Source organism: Exiguobacterium aurantiacum, from assembly GCF_001766415.1.
Classification (GTDB): domain Bacteria; phylum Bacillota; class Bacilli; order Exiguobacteriales; family Exiguobacteriaceae; genus Exiguobacterium; species Exiguobacterium aurantiacum_A.
Genome location: NZ_MKXO01000008.1, coordinates 22,313 through 40,541 on the forward strand (window position 1 = coordinate 22,313; position 18,229 = coordinate 40,541).

Sequence of the window (18,229 nt, forward strand, 5' to 3'; positions counted from 1 at the left end):
CTTTGTATGGGTTTTGTTATAATGATAGCAGATTTGAAGCAGTGAAGGAGTGAAACGATGGAACATACAATCGATAGACAGACAAATGTAGACTTGGATCACGTTGCATATCATGGAAAAGACCTTGGGGTGACGTTTAAAAGTGAACTCATCCGTCTGCGGGTGTGGTCGCCGGTAGCCGAGCAAATGACAGTGAAGCTTTATCGCACGGCGCGGGCGCGTAAGTTTGATCGCATCGAGCTCGAACGGGCCGAAAAAGGGACATGGATGGTCGAGCTTGACCGGGCACAATTCGAAGGTCAGTTTTACGTGTTCGAGGCAATCGTTGACGGCAAACGCATCGAATCCCTCGATCCGTATGCGAAAGTCGTCGGCGTCAACGGGAAGCGGGGCTGCCTGCTCGACCCGTCTTCAATCAACCCGGACCATTGGGTCAAAGAACGTCCGCTCTTCCACTCTTCGCAAGAAGCGGTCATTTATGAAGCACATGTGAGAGATTTGACGAGCCATCCGGATGGCGGTGTCATGCACCGTGGTAAATTCCTCGGGATGACCGAGGCCGGCACGAAGACGAAAAACGGATACCCGACAGCGCTCGACTACATCACAGCGCTCGGCGTGACCCACCTTCAACTTATGCCGTTCTTTGACTACGGTTCGGTCAACGAGTCGCGGGAAAGCGAGTCGAACTATAACTGGGGCTATGACCCGGTCCATTATTTCGCGGTCGAAGGTTCGTACGCCTCGACAGCGGATGACCCGGCCGCCCGTATCCTCGAATTGAAGGCGATGATTCAAGCGCTCCATGACCGCGGGATCCGCGTCATCATGGACGTCGTGTTCAACCATACGTATGACGCTTTGACGACACCGCTCGGCCAGTTCGTGCCGGACTACTACTATCGGTTGAACGAGGACGGGACGCTTGCCGACGGCTCGGAGTGCGGCAACGATACGGCGTCAGAGCGGGCGATGATGCGCAAGCTGATCGTCGAATGCGTCTCGTATTGGGCCAAAGAGTTTATGATCGACGGCTTCCGCTTTGATTTGATGGGGCTGCATGACGTCAAGACGATGAACCAAGTCCGCAAAGCACTCGACCGGATCGATCCCTCGATCCTCGTCACCGGAGAAGGCTGGGATCTCGATACACCACTGGCAGTTCGTAAGAAGGCAAACCAACACAACGCCCATAAAATGCCACGTATCGCCCAGTTCAACGATGCAATCCGGGACGGAATCCGTGGTGACGTGTTCATCGAAGACTTGCCGGGCTGGATCAGCGGCAACGCCGAGCTGACGGCTGACGTGAAGCGCGGGATCGCCGGTGCGGTCACGAGTCAAAGCTTCGCCGATGAGCCGAACCAAGTCGTCAACTACGTCGAATGCCATGACAACTTGACGCTTTGGGACAAACTTGCCGCCGCTAGTCCTGACGACAATGAGACGACGCGCCGCCGCCGTCATCGTCTTGCGACGACGATCGTCCTGCTCAGTCAAGGCATTCCGTTCCTTCACAGCGGTCAAGAGTTTTTCCGCACGAAAGACGGGGACGAGAACAGTTTCAAATCGGGCGAGGTCATCAACCGATTGGACTGGACCCGGGCCGAGCAAGAGACGCCGAGCGTCGAATATGTGAAAGGCTTGATCAACTTACGCAAACAGTATCCGTTGTTCCGTCTCGAGAACACCGAACAGATTCGAAAGCACTTACGTTTCTTTGACGAAGAAGAAGGGATAATCGCCTACGAACTTCATCGTCACGTCGAAGGTTATGTCGAGCGTCATCTCGTCTACCATAACGGACTCGAAGTACCGGTCGACGTGAAGCTGCCAGCAGGCAAGTTCGAAGTTCATGTCGAGGACCATACCGTCAACTTGACGGCGCCACGCCTCGTCGAAGACCGGCACCTCACCGTCGCGCCGCTGTCGACGCTCGTCGTGACAGAACGCCGTCCGGATTACAGCAAGTACGCCGTCGCCGGTGGGGCTGCGCTTGCCATCCTTGGACTCTGGTACGTCGCGAAAAAACGGAAGAATAAACAAGGGTAACAAAAAAAGGAGACGTCATTCCGTCTCCTTTTCTTCGTTCGGCTCGGTCTTAGATGCTTCAAGCTCCATCATCTTCCGAACGAGGATATGTTTTGGCATATGCATGAGTTCTTCAAGCGGTACGTTCAACTTTTTGGCAAGCTCGACCGCCGTCTCGGGAGACAGTTGTAGTGGGCGCATGTGGTTTCTCCTTTCTAAATTCAGGTTTGCTACAGCCAGTATACAGCAAAAACGGACCGAGCGAGAATGTGTCGTGTGAACACATTCAAAATCGATAAACCGTTCGGTCGTTGCTAAGCTGAAACTAGGAAGTGATCAAATGTACAAACAAGTAGCAGACTATCAGTTTCATCAGACGGTTGAATGGTTAGAGCGCGTCGGTGGAGGATGGATGTTGTATTTGGCGCAAACTGGATTTGTCTTTTTCGACGAAACGTTCCAAATCAGATGGGAACTCGAGTGGAAATGGGCACCGTGCGCACTATATATTGAACCACATGGAAAAAAAGCCGTCGCGCTGTTCCGAGACATGCAAACGTATGGAGTCATTGATTTAAAGCAAGGCATGATGGAGTGTCACCCAATCCCAAAAACGTTTCATGACGATTGGTTCAGCAATTTATGTCATTGGCGAGGAGACGATTTATTTCTCTACTCGGCGGAATCTGACATCGTGGCGTTAAACATGACCGACCACACGTTCCGCTATAGCCGCTATGAGGAGACGCCGGAGTTTGGCGCCATCATTGAGTTAGCCTATCATCCGATTTATGATTTTGAGCGATTCACGGCCCCGGGCCTCGTCACGCTTTACGATGAATTGAATCAGCAATTCATGGTCGAGCAGGTCGAAGCGGGTGAACGATGGACGATTCCTTACGGCGGCGACCGTGATACGGTCATCGTCGACCAGATCGGTGCGACGACAGCAATCACATCGACGACGTCGTTCCAACTGTTCAATCGTGACCGTCAACTGTTTGCTTCTGAAGTATGTGCCGAAAGTGAATTATTGAAAGTGATGTTGCTTGATGAGTCGGGAGACCGCCTCGTCGTATTATCGACGCCTCGACGATTTTGCCATAGTTGGCTACAAGTGTTCGAGCGTTGACGTTCCTGGACCGGACTCACGGTTCAGGATTTTTTTGCGAAGACTTGATGAAACTCGTGCGAAACGGGAACAGTCTTCTTAGATGGAGAGGGGTGGACTTGGATGGAACGGTTAGGTAAAAATTTGGTGCGGTGGCGCTTTTGGGTGGTCGCCGTGTGGACTGTGTTATTAGCGGTCTCGATTTACTTCGGATTGCAGTTGCCTGGGGAATTGCGAGGAAACGGGTTTGCGGTTCAAGATGGTCGCTTCGCGCAAGTGGAGGACACGTTGAACGATCGGTTCGACCGGGCCGGCGCTTCGATGATCGTCTTGCTTGAAGGCGGTGACTTAGAGACGGTCATGGCCGAACAAAAAACACGGCTCGAATCTGTTTCAGGCGTCGATGGCGTCATCACGCCAGCGGAGAACCCGGACGCGCGTTCGGGTGACGCCGCGTACTTCGTGCTCGAGTTCGAGGACCAGGAAGCGGCCGAGGCGGCGATTGCCGACGTTCGTGCTGAATTGATTCGAGATACGGACACGGAAGTCCGGTTGACCGGGGAGCCGGTCTTTGCTCAAGATTTGAACGAGGCATCGAAAAATGACTTGATCCGGGCCGAATTGATCGGGATCCCGGTCGCGCTCGTCGTCCTCCTGCTCGTCTTCGGGACACCGCTCGCCGCTTTCATGCCCTTATTCGTTGGACTGATCACGTTCATCGTCGCGGCGGGATCGCTCTTCTTCTTCACGCAGACGATGGAGCTATCGATTTTCGTATTGAACGCCGTTGCGATGATCGCGATTGCGCTCGGGATCGACTTCTCGCTCCTGCTCGTCAACCGTTACCGTGAAGAGCTCGCCAAAGGACTGTCACGGGAAGCGGCCATCGTCCGGACGGTCGCGACGGCAGGTCGCTCGATCCTGTTCTCAGGACTGTGCGTCTTCGTCGGGCTCGCCGGACTGTTGTTCATTCAAGTCGATGTGTTTCAAGCGATCGCGCTCGGTGCCTTGATTGCGGTCGCGGGTGCCGTCTTGTCGGCGCTCACGCTCTTGCCGTCGGCGCTCTATATCGTCGGCGATGCCATCAATAAAGGACGTCTCATCAGAACGAACGAGACGCGCTCTGAAGTGCGCTGGCAAAAGTTGGCCCGGTTCGTCATGAAGCGTCCGGTCGTGATGACGCTCGTCGCGTTGCTCCTTTTGTTGCCGAGCCTTTGGTTCGTCCGCGACTTAGAACTGAACATCCCGGACGCCGATGCGCTCCCGACGTCGTACGAATCCCGGGCCGCCCTCGAGCGGTGGGACGATGTGTTCGGCGAGACGTCGACCGATGCGGTGCTGTTGTTTGAGACGAACGATTTGACCGACTCGATGATTCTTGACGAGTTGACAACCCTTACAGACGAGTTGAATGAAGACCCGATTGTCGACAACGTCACGACGTTCTTGACCGCATCAAACTTAACAGCTGCGGAATTCCAACAGCTCGTTCAAGTCGCCCCGGAACAGCTCGAGGCGTTTGAACGTCTCGTCACGCTCGAAGGGAATACCGACCTCGCACTCGTCAACGTCAGCTTCGACGTGCCGCCGAGTGATAAAGCAGCGCAGGCGTTCGTCCGCGATTGGCGCGACCAAGGCTTCGACGTCGGCGGACCGGCCGCCTTCAACGAAGAGATCTATGAAGAGATTTACGACAGCATCCCCTATGCGGTCGTGACCGTGATTTTAGCGACGATGGTCATCCTCATGTGGGCGTTCCGCTCGATCTTGATTCCGATCAAGGCGATCATCATGAACGTGCTCGGACTCGGGGCGACGTTTGGGTTATTGGTCATCATCTTTGAGTCGGGCTACGTCTACGACGCCGAGACGATCAGTATTTTGACGCCGGTGTTCATCTTCTCGCTCGTTTTCGGCCTGTCGATGGACTACGAGGTGTTCCTCGTCTCACGGATCGAGGAGTATTACCGCGAGACCGGGGATAACGACTATGCGACCGAGATGGGGCTCGCTAAGACGAGCAAGATTATCACGTCGGCCGCGATTATCATGATCGTCGTCACGGGCGCGTTCGCTTTCACCGGTGTCAGCCCGATCAAACAGCTCGGGGTCGGTATCGCGCTCGCCATCTTCATCGATGCGACGATCATCCGGATGTTGCTCGTCCCGTCCTTGATGAAACTGTTCGGCGACTGGAACTGGTGGTGGTTCGGGAAGAAGGATTTACCGAAACGTAATCTACACTAAATGTACATTTAATGAAATAGTCGCGAGAGTATGTTAAAATAGTCTCATGATTACGCGCAATTTGGGAAAGGAAGGTCTTTATGGACACCGAGAGGACATGGCCTCTGTTTCAATTGCCGGACTTCTAGCGTTGAGTTTTTACAGACGAACATCGATGTAAAAAATCAACAAACGGAAGATCGGAGATGGAACAGATGGAACCGCGGCTACGACTGAGGATCCTCCTCTCCGTTGAAAACGGGGAGGACAATCGGAATGAAACGAGTTGCTACCATAGTGCTCGGAACGCTGATCATGGCGTTCGGTTATTATTATTTGAATGAACAGTTTGGTTTGGCAGAAGGGGGCTTTGTCGGGTTAGCATTACTCGGCCGCTATTTATTTGATATCGATCCGGCGATCTCGATGATCGTACTCGACATCCCCTTCTTTTTAATCGCTCTTTGGTGGAAAGGCTGGCGCTTCGTCGGACAAGCCGTGCTTGCCGCGGCGTCACTTTCGCTCAGCTATGCGATGTGGGATCGACTCGACCTGTTGACGTTTGACATCCAGGTCTGGCCGGCGACACTGTTTGCTGCGATTGCGAGTGGGATTGTGACCGGCTACGGTCTCGGTCTCGTCTTGAAGTCAGGTGGAGCGACCGGAGGCGACGATTTATTCGCACTCGGTCTGTCAAAGTGGTCCGGCGTATCGGTCGGAACGATTCTCATCGCCTTCGATGTGGTTGTTCTTGCGATCTCGCTCATCTACTTGCCGCTCTCGAACGCGCTCTACACGCTCATCGCGGTCTCAATCGCGGGTCGTGTCGTCACGAAGATGTTGACGGAAGACGCTGTCGAAGTAGCCATACCAAGTGTGACCAAACTAACACCAAAAAACGATCTCGCCTGAGATCGTTTTTTGTTTTGTAAAATTTGTCACAGTTTTCCCCACGCCGTTCTTCTAAACTGATTATAGAAGGAGTGAGTCACATGAAATGGATGATTCCAAAACAGCACGGCGCCTGGTCGATGCTTATTTTACCGTTCTTACTCGGCGGCATCGTCGGAGGATGGACACTCGCGCACTTACCGTTCGCTATCGCTTGGTTGTTCGTTTATATGGGGACGTTTTTCTTGTTTCAATACGTGAAGCAACGGAAGAAGTCGAATGAATTGTTGCGGACGGTCGTGACGTATCTCGGCATCAGTACCGTCGCGGCGATCCCGGTGTTCATCACCGAGTGGCGTCTCGTCTGGTTCGTCCTCGCGATGATCCCGTTCGGTCTCGTCAACGCCTATTTCGCCAAAATCAAAGACGAGCGCAACGTCTGGAACGACGTCAGTGCCGTCACGTCATTTTGTATCGGCGGGATGGCGAGCTATTACTTGGGTGCGCAGACGTTGGGCGCGACGATCGTCTGGCTGTTCATCTTGCCGTACTTGTATTTCCTCGGCAGTATCTTTTACGTCAAGACGATGATTCGGGAGAAGAAGAGCGCGTTGTACCGGAACATCTCGTGGGGGTATCACCTCATGCTCGTCGCAGCGTTCATCGCGTTCGGCTATTCGGTCTTGGCGCTCGCATACGGGCCGAGCCTCGTCCGGGCGATCGTTTTCTACGGCAAAAAGATCCCAATCATGAAAATCGGGATCTTTGAGATCGTGAACTCGGTGTTCGTTTTAATCTGTTTGAGCGTATATCTTTACACGTAGAAGGGGCAACCCTTCTTTTTTAGTCGCTTGACGACGTGCTCGCGATGATGGCGACGCTTGCTGCCGCCGAGGCTGCTTGTTGCATCGCCAGCAAATGAGCGAACGTCCCGTTCAGTAGCAGGTCGCTCGCATCTTCGGTTATATGTTCCGCGGCGACGAGTTGGATGGCGACGTTTAGTCCGTGCGTGTTGAACCAGCGTTGCTGCTCTTTTTCAGCGTTCGTGATGTCGAGGATCGCTTGTTCGTCTTGGTCGTTCGGTGCCGAGACGATCGAGAGCAAGGCGAGCGACGGTAGCTGCTCACTCTTGACGGCAAGCTGTTGGTTTTCAAGGCGGGTGCGCCAGTCTAAGAAGCGAGCGACGGCATCATCTCGGTCCAACTTGCTGAATGTGAGCAAATGCGATACGAGTTGCAGTTCGTTCGAGCGTGGTAAGTGGACTTTCAACGCCTCGTAATACGATTCGATGCGCTCGTTCAGTTCAGTGTGGTCGTCGAACGCTTGCACGAGGACGAGTGCCGACAGCAGATCCTCTTCACTCGTGAGCCACGGATGCTGGCGTTTAAATGCTTGATAGAGGGCGCTTGCCTCATCGAGCCTGCGTTCCGGTTCGTCGACGTTGATCAACTGGCTCGCGAGGAATGGCCGCAGCGCACTGAAACGGAAATGTTTTCGGTCGAGCAGCGTGTCGAGATGAAGTGCTTCGTCAATCGCGGGACCGACGTCTTCATACTTGGCGTCGAGAAACGATAACCAGACGAGGTTGTTGCTACCGCGAAATTTGGAGAACAAGCCGGTCTTCTGTTTGACGGCCGCCTGCGCCTGTTCAAACCGATTTGGGTCGAACGGGGTGTCATGGATGGCGTAGTTGACGGCCATCAAACGCCGGAAGTCGTCAGTGAGTGCCCACTTGGTCGCCGTTTTGATGGCTTCGAGCGAATCTAGGTAACGAATATAACGCGTCATCATTAGCATTTCCTCCTTTTTCTATTCGTACGGAAAAATCGGGCTAAACGTTTCATAAAAGTGATATCGTTTCTGTTCTTAAATTAGGACGGCGTTTAATTAGTAAACAAAAGGGAATCGAAATATGTCTGAAAACTTTGTTATTAATTTGGAGGTGCCGAAACATGGAAGGTAGTCCGTATGCATACGCGTTCCGTAACCTTGGTTCGGGATTTCTGTTCGGATTGGGCCTGATTGCATTTGTGGATGAGACGGTATTTCATCAATTATTGGCGTGGCATCATTTCTATGATAAATCGACGTCTGCCGTCGGCTTATTCTCAGACGGGTTATTTCATGCGTTCAGTTGGTTTGCGACCGTAGCTTCCTTGTTCCTCCTGGCAGACCTACGGAGAAGAAAGTCATTTTGGATGAAGCGGTGGATCAGTGGCGTCCTGATCGGCGTTGGTTTTTTTCAACTCTACGATGGGATTGTTCATCACAAACTACTGAAAATTCATCAGATTCGTTATGGCGTTGAGATTCTTCCATATGACCTCGTTTGGAATGTTACGGCCCTCGTCATCCTCATAGGTGGTTTAGTGCTCTTTAACCAAACGCAGAAACGGAAGCTACTTGTGAAAGAAGGAGGATAAATGAGGATGCATTCCCATGTCCAGACGATAAGTGGCGGTTATGAGGCGGTGGTCGTGATTTTGTTGTTTATGGCTCTCCTTGCTTATTCGTTCGCCGGAATTTTCACGAGTCGCGCTTATAAACCGTGGCCGCTATATCGCTACGGGTTATGGATGATAGGTATTGTTTGTGTAGGCCTTACTTTGGTTGGACCGTTAGCGACTTTTGCCCACACCAATTTTGTCGGGCATATGATTAGTCATCTGTTTCTAGGCATGTTGGCGCCATTGTGTCTCGCCTTGTCCGCCCCGATGACGTTACTGTTACGGACGCTTGATGTACACGTCGCGAGAAGAGTGACACGCGTATTAAAAAGTCTGCCGCTCCAATTCTTCACGAATCCGGTCACGGCTTCCGTTCTCAACATTGGAGGACTATATCTGCTCTACATGACGGATTTGTATTCACTGATGCATCAATCAATTCTTTTATATGTGTTAATTCATCTGCATGTGTTTTTAGCAGGGTATTTGTTTACAATTTCTTTGATTTATGTGGACGTCACGTCACACCGATACAGCTACATATACCGATCACTTGTATTGATTGCAGCATTGGCCGGACATAAGATATTGGCAAAAATAATTTATGTGAGCCCACCAAATGGGGTGCCAACAGGAGAGGCAGAGGCAGGAGCCATGTGGATGTATTACGGTGGGGATTTGGTTGATCTTCTATTAATCATCATTCTTTGTTACCAGTGGTATATTGCAACTTCTCCTCGTGCCCTAGCTACGAGAGATAACGTATGAGTACACAAGAAAAGACGATCGTCCCGATGCGTTCGGGATGATCGTCTTTTCTGTCTGGCGGTCTACAATTATTGAACTTGCGTGTACAGTTTTTGCATGTACTCGTTCACTTCGTCGGCTGCTTGGAACATCATGAACGAATGTTGCAAGATGATTTCCGGTGAGAAGCCGAGGTCGAGGTCGAGCGTTGAAGCGAGCGTGACGTCACGGTCGCTGTCGAGCACGCAACGGAAGTACTTGAACTCTTGGTTGAACTCGTTCAATGCGTTGAGGATCGGTAGGTCTTCGACGTAGTCCGGCACGTGCGTCACTGTCGCGGCGTATAGCTCGGCGTCAGTCGTCTTTTTGTTGAAGGCGATAATCATAACGGGCTGGGCCTCAGATTTAGTCGTTTCACGCGTTAAAAACGTGACGTGCGTTTCGGTCTCGCTCTCTTTGAACGTCATGTTGCGTTCTGCGACGAGCGCTTTGAATGATTCTACTTTTTCTTCAAAGTTCACAAAGAAATCCCCCTTAAAAGTCGTTACTCTAACTTTCCCCCATTTGAGAGGGGAAAGCAAGGGGAACTAGCGTTTCATCAACATTTTGATGGCTTCTTCGACCGTTTCCGACGTATCTTCGCCATCTTGTTGCGCCGTGATGATGCACTGCTCCAAGTTCTTGGCGACGATGATCGTCGAGGCGCGGTCAAGTGCCGATCGGGCCGCGCTCAGTTGTGTCACGACGTCGCGACACTCCTTGCCTTCTTCCATCATGCGGATGATGGCCCGGATCTGGCCTTCGACCCGTTTCATCCGGTTCAACACTTTCGTGTCGTATTGATACTGTTCCATAAGTTTCACCTCTATATTCAAATCGTTCAGTAACCCAACTAGTATTGTGTAGTCTCATCTTAATACGTGGGGGAGTATGTGTCGAGCAACAACGTTTAAGCCGGAAAAAATCGACTGTTTGCCGATTCGTCAAACATTTCCCTTGCAATCACATACCATAGGGGGTATATTAATGACGTGGAAGCGAATTGTTCAATGAATCACAAAGTTTATCGAACGCCCGCTACCAAGCTGATCATGAATACGTGAAATGACTATAGATAAAAAGGATGGGTAAACAAAGATGAAAGCATCGGCTTTAAAACGTCAAATGGACTTTGAAGTCCCTGTAAACATCGTCGACGTGCGCGAACGCGACGAGTTTCAAGAAGCACACATCGCGGGGGCGGCGAATTATCCGCTCTCTGAAATAACGGAGTGGATTGATACGCTCGACACAGACCAAGAGTACATCGTGCTCTGTCGTTCGGGCGCTCGCAGCACGCAAGCTACTTGGCAAATGGAAGCAAAAGGTTATAAAGTGGTCAATATAGAAGACGGCTTGATGAGCTGGCCTGGTGAAGTCGTCAAAGGAGGAAATGAGCAATGAGTAAAAAAATCGTAATTGTCGGTGGGGTAGCAGGTGGTGCTTCGGCAGCCGCACGTCTCCGTCGCTTAAATGAAGAAAATCAAATCGTCATGTTCGACCGTGGCGAATATATCTCATTTGCCAACTGTGGTCTCCCATACTACATCGGTGACGTGATTCAAGACCGTCAAAAATTGCTTGTCCAAACAGTTGAGGGCATGAACAAACGGTTCCAACTCGATATCCGCAACTTGACGGAAGTGATGAAAATCAACCGCGCTGAGAAGACGGTGACGGTGAAACACGTCCAAACGGGTGAAACGTACGATGAGTCATACGACGTCCTCGTCTTGTCGCCTGGAGCGAAACCGATTCGTCCGAACATTCCTGGAATCGAGGAAGCAGAAGATATCTTCACGCTCCGAAATATTCCGGACACAGATAAAATCCGCAGCTACGTCGATGACAAGGCACCGAAACACGCGACGGTCATCGGAGGCGGCTTCATCGGAATCGAGATGGCTGAAAACTTACGTGAACGCGGCGTTGACGTGACGCTCGTCGAAATGGCGGATCAAGTCATGACACCGCTCGACCGTGAGATGGTCGCACCAATCCATGAACATATGCGTCTCCATGGCGTAGACCTCCAATTGTCAGACGGCGTGTCGTCGTTCTCTGATCAAGGGAAGAAGATTCATTTGACGAGCGGCCGTGTCATTGAAACGGACATGGTTGTCATGTCGATCGGGGTCATTCCTGAATCGACGATCGCCCGAGAAGCCGGTCTTGAGACAGGAACACGTGGCGCTATCCGTGTCAACGAGAAGATGCTCACGTCGGATCCGAACATCTATGCGATCGGGGACGCGGTCGAAGTGCTCGACTATATCTTCAAAGAGCCAACGGTCGTTCCGCTCGCATGGCCAGCCAACCGTCAAGGACGCCTCGTTGCCGACATCATCAACGGCCGCGACGTGAAGTACAACGGGACGATGGGTACCGGGATCGCAAAAGTGTTCGACATGACTGTCGCTTCGACAGGATGGAACGAGAAACGTTTGAAAGCGGCCGGCAAAGAGTTTGAAGCCGTCCACGTGCACCCAGGTTCACACGCAGGCTACTACCCAGGATCGACTCCGGTTTCACTCAAACTGTTGTTCCATCCGACAACGGGTGAAATCTACGGTGCTCAAGGTGTCGGGATGAACGGTGTCGATAAACGGATCGACGTCATCGCGACAGCAATCAAAGGTGGTTTGACGGTCCTCGACCTGCCAGACCTCGAACTTAGCTACGCACCGCCGTTCAGCTCGGCGAAAGATCCGGTCAACATGATCGGTTACGTCGCCTCGAACGTCATCCTCTGTGACAACGAAGTCGTGCATTGGGACGAGATTGACGCATTGGTCGAGAACGGTGCGACACTCCTTGACGTCCGTGACGAGTCTGAGCATGAGCTCGGGAAAATTCCTGGGTCGATCAACATCCCGCTCAACTCGCTCCGTGACAACTTGGACAGCTATAGTAAAGACGAGACGATCTACGTGACGTGTCAAGTCGGCCTTCGTGGCTACCTGGCTTCACGCATCTTGCGCCAAAATGGCTTTAAAGTGAAAAACTTGAGCGGTGGCTACAAGACGTGGTCGCAAGTACGACGTGATTTTGACGCGCTCGAGACAGTTAAAACGGCAGATGAGACTGCTGCGACAGCAACGAAGGAGGCACCACCCGCAATGACGAATGAACCAGTCGGAGAACCGATTTTCCTTGATACATGTGGTCTTCAATGCCCGGGCCCGATTTTAGAAGTAAATAAAAAAGTGGCAGAGCTCGGCGAAGGCGAGACGCTCCGCGTCCTCGCAAGCGATCCTGGTTTCTTCGCAGACATCGAAGCATGGGCGAAAAAGACGGGTAATAAACTCGTCTCGAAACAGTTCGTGAACGGTCGCGTCGAAGCGATCCTTCAAAAAGGCAACGGCCCTGCGGCCGCTCAAGCAGGAGCACCAGCCGGCGACGGCGCTTCGATGGTCGTCTTCAGCGGAGACCTCGACCGTGCCCTCGCCTCGTTCATCATCGCTCAAGGCGCAGCGGCAATGGGCAAAGAAGTGACGATGTTCTTCACATTCTGGGGATTGAACGTCATTCGTAAACCAGACGCACCTGACGTGAAGAAGCAAGGTCTCGAGAAGATGTTCGGCATGATGATGCCTTCGCATGCTGGAGAACTTCCGCTCTCGAACATGAACTTCGGTGGGGTTGGCCAGAAAATGATGAAGAAAGTGATGAGCGACAAGAACGTGCCATCACTTGACCAAATGATTAAATCGGCACAAGAAGCAGGCGTCAAGATGGTCGCTTGTACGATGTCGATGGATGTCATGGGAATCAAAGAAGAAGAGTTGATCGACGGCATCAATCTCGGCGGTGTGGCAGCATACCTCGGGGCAGCTGAAGGCGGCAACTTGAACCTGTTCATCTAAGTGAATTAAATAATCAGAGCGACTGGCCATGGGCCGGTCGCTTTTTCTATTGTTTGGGTGTGAAACTTGAAAATTGCTGAAAAAGATTGCATTCTCCGCACACTTTTCCTATAATTCTAATCATGTTAAGAAAGTTGACATAACTTTTACTTATAACTAAACATACATTTTGGAGGATTGAAGATGGAGAATATGATCGAAAAGTTTGTTGGGCAAGCGAACGACCTGCTCTGGTCGTCGGTGCTCATCGTCGTTCTTGTCGCGTTAGGCCTTTACTTCACGATTCGCATGGGGTTCGTTCAGTTCCGTATGCTTCCTGAAATGTTCCGCCTCTTGTTCAAAGACGGCATGAAGCGTGAAAAAGGACAAGTGTCTTCGTTCCAAGCGTTCGCCATCGGGACGGCAGCACGTGTCGGAACAGGCAACATCGCCGGTGTCGCGACAGCGATCGCGCTCGGTGGTCCGGGAGCTGTCTTCTGGATGTGGATCATCGCTTTAGTCGGTTCCGCCTCGGCGTTCGTCGAGAGCACGCTCGCACAGGTCTATAAAATTCGAGATGGCCGTACATGGCGCGGGGGACCGGCTTACTACATGGAGCGTGCCCTCGGGCAACGGTGGCTCGGCATCTTGTTCGCCATCCTCATCACGTTCTCGTTCGGTTTTGCTTTTAACTCGGTCCAATCGAACACAATTTCGCTTTCGATGAGCAACCAGTTCGGGGTCAGCCCGACAACGGTCGGTCTCGTGTTGGCTGCCATCACAGCAATTGTCATCTTCGGCGGCATCCAGTCGATTGCGATGTTATCAAGTATCATCGTTCCAATCATGGCCGGCGGTTACATCTTGCTCGCTTTATGGATTATGATTTCAAACGCTTCGCTATTGCCGAGCGTGTTCGGTCTCATCTTCTCTGAAGGTGTGCTCGGTCTCGAGCAACTGTTCGGCGGAGCGATCGGGGCGATGGTCCTTCAAGGGATCCGTCGCGGTCTGTTCTCGAACGAAGCGGGTATGGGGTCGGCTCCGAACGCGGCAGCGACTGCTGAAGTATCACACCCGGTCAAACAAGGCTTGATCCAATCGTTCAGCGTCTTCGTCGACACGCTTCTCATCTGTACGTCGACAGCGATGATCATCTTGTTGTCAGGCGTGGCTGGTTCGGAAGCGTTCGCAGGTGTCGAATTGACACAAGCGGCGCTCACGGCTGAGATTGGTCCGATGGCGACGTCGTTCCTGACAATCGCGATCTTCTTGTTCGCGTTCAGCTCGATCCTAGGAAACTACTACTACGGTGAGACGAACATTCAGTTCATCTCGAATAAAAAGATTTATGTCACGCTCTACCGCATCGGTGTCGTCGGGATGGTCCTCTTCGGAGCTGTCCGTTCGGCCGGTCTCGTCTGGTCGATCGCCGACGTGTTCATGGGACTCATGGCGCTCGTCAACTTGTATGCGATTTTCCGTCTTGCGAAAGTCGCGCGGCTCGTGCTCGACGATTATTTGGAGCAACGCCGTCAAGGAGACGATCCGGTATTTTATGCCGACTCGATCGAAGACCTGCCTGGTCGTGAATATTTAGAGGCTTGGGATAACGAGGAAGAAGAAGTCAAAACGGGTACGTTCCGTTCATAAGCAACAAACCGTCTACGAATATACGTAGACGGTTTTTTTGCGTCTGAAAGAAGGGTAAAGTGAAGAAAAGGGGGGCGTTCACTCATGGAGACGACACATTATATACGCATTTCCCCGGAAGTATGGGTCTCGTTCGGTCAAGACCCGGAGATGATTCTAGACTGGTTGCTTCACGTGCACGAGCAACACCGTGACACGTACGAGACGTTGACGCTTCCAAATATTGAACGGTTTCAACAAATACTCGGTCAAATCGAGGTGTATATCGACGGGAATGACACGTATAACTTGGAGATGGCCGTCATCGGGGAAGAGTTGGTCGTCAATGAGAAGCAGGCGGTCGTCGTCGGGATTTTGACGCCGCAGCTGCTTCATATCGTCAAAGACGCGATGAACGCCTTCAAAAAAGAAGATGTCGGAGAGATGGCGCTAGTGAATCGTGACAGTCTCGATGACATTTGGCTCAAATGGACGCTGTTGAAGCGCTTCTGTGACGAGGCGAGCGAGCGGGATGAGCTCGTGTTGATTTATTATGAATGAATTCCTCTATCATATGGTATAATTTAACAAAAATGACGGAGGGATGGAGCGTGGATTTTTTAGGACTTCTGTTATGGATTGGGCTTTTCATTAATCCGTTTTTAGGTTATCAAACGGGGGAGAAATGGATTGGGCGTCTGACGCTCGGATCTTTACTCGTATTGATGGGCTTGTTTTTGTATCGGCATAGCGGATTCGATGCGTATGAGTCGTTGCAAAGCGTATGGGATGTGCTACTTACGGTTTATCTGCTCATGCTCGTCATGAATAGTTATTTAGTTAGTCGACGACTTGTTCCAGAACTGACAGTATTTCATATCAGTTTCATTGCACTGTCTAGCTTTATGTTGAGCCAAATTTGGTCAGTTCTATCCTTCAAAACGTGGAAGACGTCTCAACTTGTCGATACACAAACCTTGCTGTTGACACTTATAATCGCGTTAATCCTCTTACTTATCGTTTGTTTGAAGATGGTGGATCGTCGAGCCAATGCATAAAAAATCCCGAAGCGTGTAAGTTCACATGCTTCGGGATTTCGTTTATTTCAATGCGATTTCAAGCGCTTTGACGTTCTCGCGCATCAAGTCGAAATAGCTTTGGTCCATCTGTTCTTTCGTGACCGATTCAAGGTTGTAAATCGTCACCGCTTCGGCACCGATTTCATTTTTGACGACTTCGGCCACTTTCGGTGTCACCGTGTCCTCGAACGCGATGTACTTCAAGTCATGGAGCTCTGCCTCTTCGATGACTCGCTTCAACGCTTGCTGTGACGGCTCTTCAGACGGCGTGAGACCAGTGATCGGAAGCTGGTCGAAACCGTATCGTTCCGCCAAGTAGCCATAAGCCGCGTGCGTCACGAGGAGCTCTGACTTCGAACCGGCGTCGACAGCCGCTTGCAGCTCGGCATCGAGCGTGTCGGCTTCTTCTTTGAATGCGCTCAACCGATCTGCGAATTCGTCTTTATAGTCAGGCGCTTGCTCGGCGAACGACGCCTCAACCGCTTCTGCCATCGAGACGGCGTTCATCGGATCGAGCCAGACGTGCGGGTCGTATTGGCCGTGATTGTGACCGTCGTCCTCGCTGTGGCCTGCGTCTTCTTCCGTATGCCCATCTTCCTCGTGGCCATGCTCGTCTGCTTCGTGGCCGTGCTCATCCTCACCGTGAACGTGGACCGTGTCGTCAGCCGAGAGCAGAGCGATGTCTTCTGCTGTTTTGACGAACGTGACGTCCTCACTCGCGAGACTCTGTTCCATCGACTCGACGTACGGCTCAAGGTCATGGCCGATCGTGAGGAATAGATCAGCTTCCGCGATCTGTGTCATCTGTTTTGAAGTCGGCTCGTACGTGTGCGGGTCGGCACCTGGCGGGATCACCATCTCAACGCGGACGCGATCGCCCCCGATCTCTTCGGCAATCGATTTTAAGGCGAATGTCGACGCGTATACCGTCAACTGATCGCTCGCTTCGTCTGTAGCATTTGTAGCATCGCTCTCTTCGTTGTTGGCGCAACCGCCGAGTAAAAGTGTCCCGGCCGCGGCGACGCTCATTAATTTCTTGTTCATGTATTATTCCGCCTCTCATTCTCTATATCAACTATTAAACCGTAACGATTACGTTCTGTGACTGCGTCTAATATTATAGGGGGCAGTCAAGCACACGTCAAGTCCGACTTCCGATGGATGGTTTTTTAAGAAAAAGGGAATATGATTAAAAAAAGAGCGAGGAGTGGATTTGTATGAGAAAGGAGACCGCCTGGTTTGTCGGGGGCGCTGCGTTAGCGGCGGCGACCGCGGCCGGGGCGAGCGTTTGGAATCAGTACGGTTCGCTCGTTAGATGGCAAGAACCAGAGATGACGGTTCGCCCGTCTATACGCAAACGACGAACCCACACGTACAAGGTCGTCAACGACCAACCGCTCCAATTCGATATATACTACCCACCGGGCGATGGACCGTTCCCGGTCGCCGTCTACGCGCACGGTGGCGCGTTCGTCCGAGGAGGCCGAGGCATGGTGACGTTGTTCCATCCCCTTCTCGATCATTTCTTGGGGAAAGGGTTCGCCATCGTCAGCATCGACTATCGACTGTTCGAGGACGGGGTCTACTTCCCGGACAACATCATCGACGTGTCTGACGCGCTCTGTTACTTGAAACAACATGACGGGCTTCTCAATCTCGATATCGATCAATTGATCGGCTGGGGGGACTCGGCTGGGGCGGCGCTCGTCCTCGCGACGGCGCTCGACCGGGGTAAACAGTTCACAGGTGAACTCGGTGACGATGTGCCGCCGATGAAAGGTGTCATCGCGCTGTATCCGCCGACGAACTTCCTCTTGTTCAAGTTCATCCAGACATGGCTCGCGCACTTGAAGTTTTACGAGGGCAGTCGCGAGGCGTGGCGTGAATTGATGGTGAAATGTTCACCGGTCACACATCTGTATGACGACGCGCCGCCGATTCTCATCTTGCACGGGAAAAAAGACCCGATCGTCCCGTTCGGGCAAGCGCTCCATTTCGTCGAGCACGCCAGTGAGGTCGGGGCGAACGTCCAGCTCATCTCGTTCCCGAACGGTACCCACTCGCTTGCAAGTTTTCTCCAATCTGATAATCCGATTAAAGAAACACAGCTCATGGCCCGCATCGATCGTTTCATCGACGATGCCTTGACGTGACGTTGCGATTTTTTAGAAAGATGTTACGATT

At 52.0% G+C, this 18,229-nt stretch carries 18 protein-coding genes; 13 read left to right on the top strand and 5 right to left on the bottom strand.

Annotation, left to right across the window (positions count from 1 at the left end):
• Positions 1 to 57: 57 nt before the first annotated feature.
• A complete protein-coding gene (gene pulA / locus BJU60_RS12580; protein ID WP_070329199.1) occupies positions 58 to 2,052 on the top strand; it encodes a type I pullulanase in 1,995 nt (664 codons plus the stop codon).
• Positions 2,053 to 2,067: 15 nt separating this feature from the next.
• On the opposite strand, the gene BJU60_RS12585 is transcribed toward pulA, so the two are convergent.
• Complete coding sequence (locus tag BJU60_RS12585) at positions 2,068 to 2,232, bottom strand: YycC family protein (protein ID WP_016509685.1); 165 nt, start codon at positions 2,230 to 2,232, stop codon at positions 2,068 to 2,070.
• A gap of 139 nt (positions 2,233 to 2,371) precedes the next feature.
• Here BJU60_RS12585 and BJU60_RS12590 point away from each other — a divergent pair, with 139 nt between their 5' ends.
• From BJU60_RS12590 to BJU60_RS12605, 4 genes are all read left to right on the top strand, one after another.
• The gene (locus tag BJU60_RS12590) at positions 2,372 to 3,163 is read left to right on the top strand and encodes a hypothetical protein (protein WP_070329200.1); all 792 of its coding nucleotides are present in this window, start codon (positions 2,372 to 2,374) and stop codon (positions 3,161 to 3,163) included.
• Between the two features lie 102 nt (positions 3,164 to 3,265).
• Entirely contained in the window at positions 3,266 to 5,389 is a 2,124-nt protein-coding gene (locus BJU60_RS12595; protein ID WP_070329201.1) for an MMPL family transporter, read from the top strand.
• Between the two features lie 255 nt (positions 5,390 to 5,644).
• Positions 5,645 to 6,280 (top strand): YitT family protein, encoded by a 636-nt coding sequence (locus BJU60_RS12600; RefSeq protein WP_070329202.1) that lies wholly within the window; start codon positions 5,645 to 5,647, stop codon positions 6,278 to 6,280.
• A gap of 80 nt (positions 6,281 to 6,360) precedes the next feature.
• Entirely contained in the window at positions 6,361 to 7,083 is a 723-nt protein-coding gene (locus BJU60_RS12605; RefSeq protein ID WP_070329203.1) for a YwiC-like family protein, read from the top strand.
• Positions 7,084 to 7,102: 19 nt separating this feature from the next.
• Here BJU60_RS12605 and BJU60_RS12610 read toward each other — a convergent pair whose 3' ends face one another.
• Positions 7,103 to 8,050: a DUF4003 family protein gene (locus BJU60_RS12610; RefSeq protein ID WP_254281704.1), complete on the bottom strand. Its 948-nt coding sequence runs from the start codon at positions 8,048 to 8,050 to the stop codon at positions 7,103 to 7,105.
• A gap of 161 nt (positions 8,051 to 8,211) precedes the next feature.
• On the opposite strand from BJU60_RS12610, the gene BJU60_RS12615 reads away from it, so the two are divergent.
• The gene (locus BJU60_RS12615) at positions 8,212 to 8,682 is read left to right on the top strand and encodes a DUF2243 domain-containing protein (protein WP_070329204.1); all 471 of its coding nucleotides are present in this window, start codon (positions 8,212 to 8,214) and stop codon (positions 8,680 to 8,682) included.
• 6 nt (positions 8,683 to 8,688) lie between these two features.
• Complete coding sequence (locus BJU60_RS12620; RefSeq protein WP_070329229.1) at positions 8,689 to 9,474, top strand: cytochrome c oxidase assembly protein; 786 nt, start codon at positions 8,689 to 8,691, stop codon at positions 9,472 to 9,474.
• A 68-nt stretch (positions 9,475 to 9,542) separates the two neighbouring features.
• Here BJU60_RS12620 and BJU60_RS12625 read toward each other — a convergent pair whose 3' ends face one another.
• Both BJU60_RS12625 and BJU60_RS12630 read right to left on the bottom strand, forming a co-directional pair.
• Positions 9,543 to 9,974, bottom strand: a complete 432-nt coding sequence (locus tag BJU60_RS12625; RefSeq protein WP_070329205.1) for a YbjN domain-containing protein — start codon at positions 9,972 to 9,974, stop codon at positions 9,543 to 9,545.
• A 66-nt stretch (positions 9,975 to 10,040) separates the two neighbouring features.
• Positions 10,041 to 10,307 carry a metal-sensitive transcriptional regulator gene (locus BJU60_RS12630; protein WP_016509666.1) on the bottom strand — a complete coding sequence of 89 codons (267 nt, stop codon included), beginning with the start codon at positions 10,305 to 10,307 and terminating at the stop codon, positions 10,041 to 10,043.
• Positions 10,308 to 10,590: 283 nt separating this feature from the next.
• Here BJU60_RS12630 and BJU60_RS12635 point away from each other — a divergent pair, with 283 nt between their 5' ends.
• The 5 genes from BJU60_RS12635 to BJU60_RS12655 all read left to right on the top strand — a co-directional run bounded on the left by BJU60_RS12635 (position 10,591) and on the right by BJU60_RS12655 (position 16,024).
• Positions 10,591 to 10,896 (top strand): rhodanese-like domain-containing protein, encoded by a 306-nt coding sequence (locus tag BJU60_RS12635; protein ID WP_016509667.1) that lies wholly within the window; start codon positions 10,591 to 10,593, stop codon positions 10,894 to 10,896.
• Complete coding sequence (locus tag BJU60_RS12640) at positions 10,893 to 13,358, top strand: CoA-disulfide reductase (RefSeq protein ID WP_070329206.1); 2,466 nt, start codon at positions 10,893 to 10,895, stop codon at positions 13,356 to 13,358. Before BJU60_RS12635 ends, BJU60_RS12640 begins: the two co-directional genes overlap by 4 nt.
• Positions 13,359 to 13,541: 183 nt before the next feature.
• Entirely contained in the window at positions 13,542 to 14,987 is a 1,446-nt protein-coding gene (locus BJU60_RS12645; RefSeq protein WP_070329207.1) for an alanine/glycine:cation symporter family protein, read from the top strand.
• Between the two features lie 84 nt (positions 14,988 to 15,071).
• Complete coding sequence (locus tag BJU60_RS12650; protein ID WP_070329208.1) at positions 15,072 to 15,527, top strand: hypothetical protein; 456 nt, start codon at positions 15,072 to 15,074, stop codon at positions 15,525 to 15,527.
• A 50-nt stretch (positions 15,528 to 15,577) separates the two neighbouring features.
• Positions 15,578 to 16,024, top strand: coding sequence for a hypothetical protein (locus tag BJU60_RS12655; RefSeq protein ID WP_070329209.1), 447 nt, complete (start codon positions 15,578 to 15,580; stop codon positions 16,022 to 16,024).
• 42 nt (positions 16,025 to 16,066) lie between these two features.
• On the opposite strand, the gene BJU60_RS12660 is transcribed toward BJU60_RS12655, so the two are convergent.
• Positions 16,067 to 17,089 (bottom strand): metal ABC transporter solute-binding protein, Zn/Mn family, encoded by a 1,023-nt coding sequence (locus BJU60_RS12660; RefSeq protein ID WP_070329210.1) that lies wholly within the window; start codon positions 17,087 to 17,089, stop codon positions 16,067 to 16,069.
• 173 nt (positions 17,090 to 17,262) lie between these two features.
• On the opposite strand from BJU60_RS12660, the gene BJU60_RS12665 reads away from it, so the two are divergent.
• A complete protein-coding gene (locus tag BJU60_RS12665) occupies positions 17,263 to 18,198 on the top strand; it encodes an alpha/beta hydrolase (protein WP_070329211.1) in 936 nt (311 codons plus the stop codon).
• The last annotated feature ends 31 nt before the right edge of the window (positions 18,199 to 18,229 follow it).

Bases quoted from the DNA above. Each gene is read 5' to 3' on its own strand.
- BJU60_RS12610 (WP_254281704.1), bottom strand. From the start codon at position 8,050: ATGATGACGCGTTATATTCGTTACCTAGATTCGCTCGAAGCCATCAAA.
- BJU60_RS12585 (WP_016509685.1), bottom strand. From the start codon at position 2,232: ATGCGCCCACTACAACTGTCTCCCGAGACGGCGGTCGAGCTTGCCAAA.
- BJU60_RS12620 (WP_070329229.1), top strand. From the start codon at position 8,689: ATGCATTCCCATGTCCAGACGATAAGTGGCGGTTATGAGGCGGTGGTC.
- BJU60_RS12595 (WP_070329201.1), top strand. From the start codon at position 3,266: ATGGAACGGTTAGGTAAAAATTTGGTGCGGTGGCGCTTTTGGGTGGTC.
- BJU60_RS12665 (WP_070329211.1), top strand. From the start codon at position 17,263: ATGAGAAAGGAGACCGCCTGGTTTGTCGGGGGCGCTGCGTTAGCGGCG.
- BJU60_RS12660 (WP_070329210.1), bottom strand. From the start codon at position 17,089: ATGAACAAGAAATTAATGAGCGTCGCCGCGGCCGGGACACTTTTACTC.
- BJU60_RS12605 (WP_070329203.1), top strand. From the start codon at position 6,361: ATGAAATGGATGATTCCAAAACAGCACGGCGCCTGGTCGATGCTTATT.
- BJU60_RS12635 (WP_016509667.1), top strand. From the start codon at position 10,591: ATGAAAGCATCGGCTTTAAAACGTCAAATGGACTTTGAAGTCCCTGTA.
- BJU60_RS12615 (WP_070329204.1), top strand. From the start codon at position 8,212: ATGGAAGGTAGTCCGTATGCATACGCGTTCCGTAACCTTGGTTCGGGA.
- BJU60_RS12650 (WP_070329208.1), top strand. From the start codon at position 15,072: ATGGAGACGACACATTATATACGCATTTCCCCGGAAGTATGGGTCTCG.
- BJU60_RS12645 (WP_070329207.1), top strand. From the start codon at position 13,542: ATGGAGAATATGATCGAAAAGTTTGTTGGGCAAGCGAACGACCTGCTC.
- BJU60_RS12600 (WP_070329202.1), top strand. From the start codon at position 5,645: ATGAAACGAGTTGCTACCATAGTGCTCGGAACGCTGATCATGGCGTTC.
- pulA (WP_070329199.1), top strand. From the start codon at position 58: ATGGAACATACAATCGATAGACAGACAAATGTAGACTTGGATCACGTT.
- BJU60_RS12630 (WP_016509666.1), bottom strand. From the start codon at position 10,307: ATGGAACAGTATCAATACGACACGAAAGTGTTGAACCGGATGAAACGG.
- BJU60_RS12640 (WP_070329206.1), top strand. From the start codon at position 10,893: ATGAGTAAAAAAATCGTAATTGTCGGTGGGGTAGCAGGTGGTGCTTCG.
- BJU60_RS12590 (WP_070329200.1), top strand. From the start codon at position 2,372: ATGTACAAACAAGTAGCAGACTATCAGTTTCATCAGACGGTTGAATGG.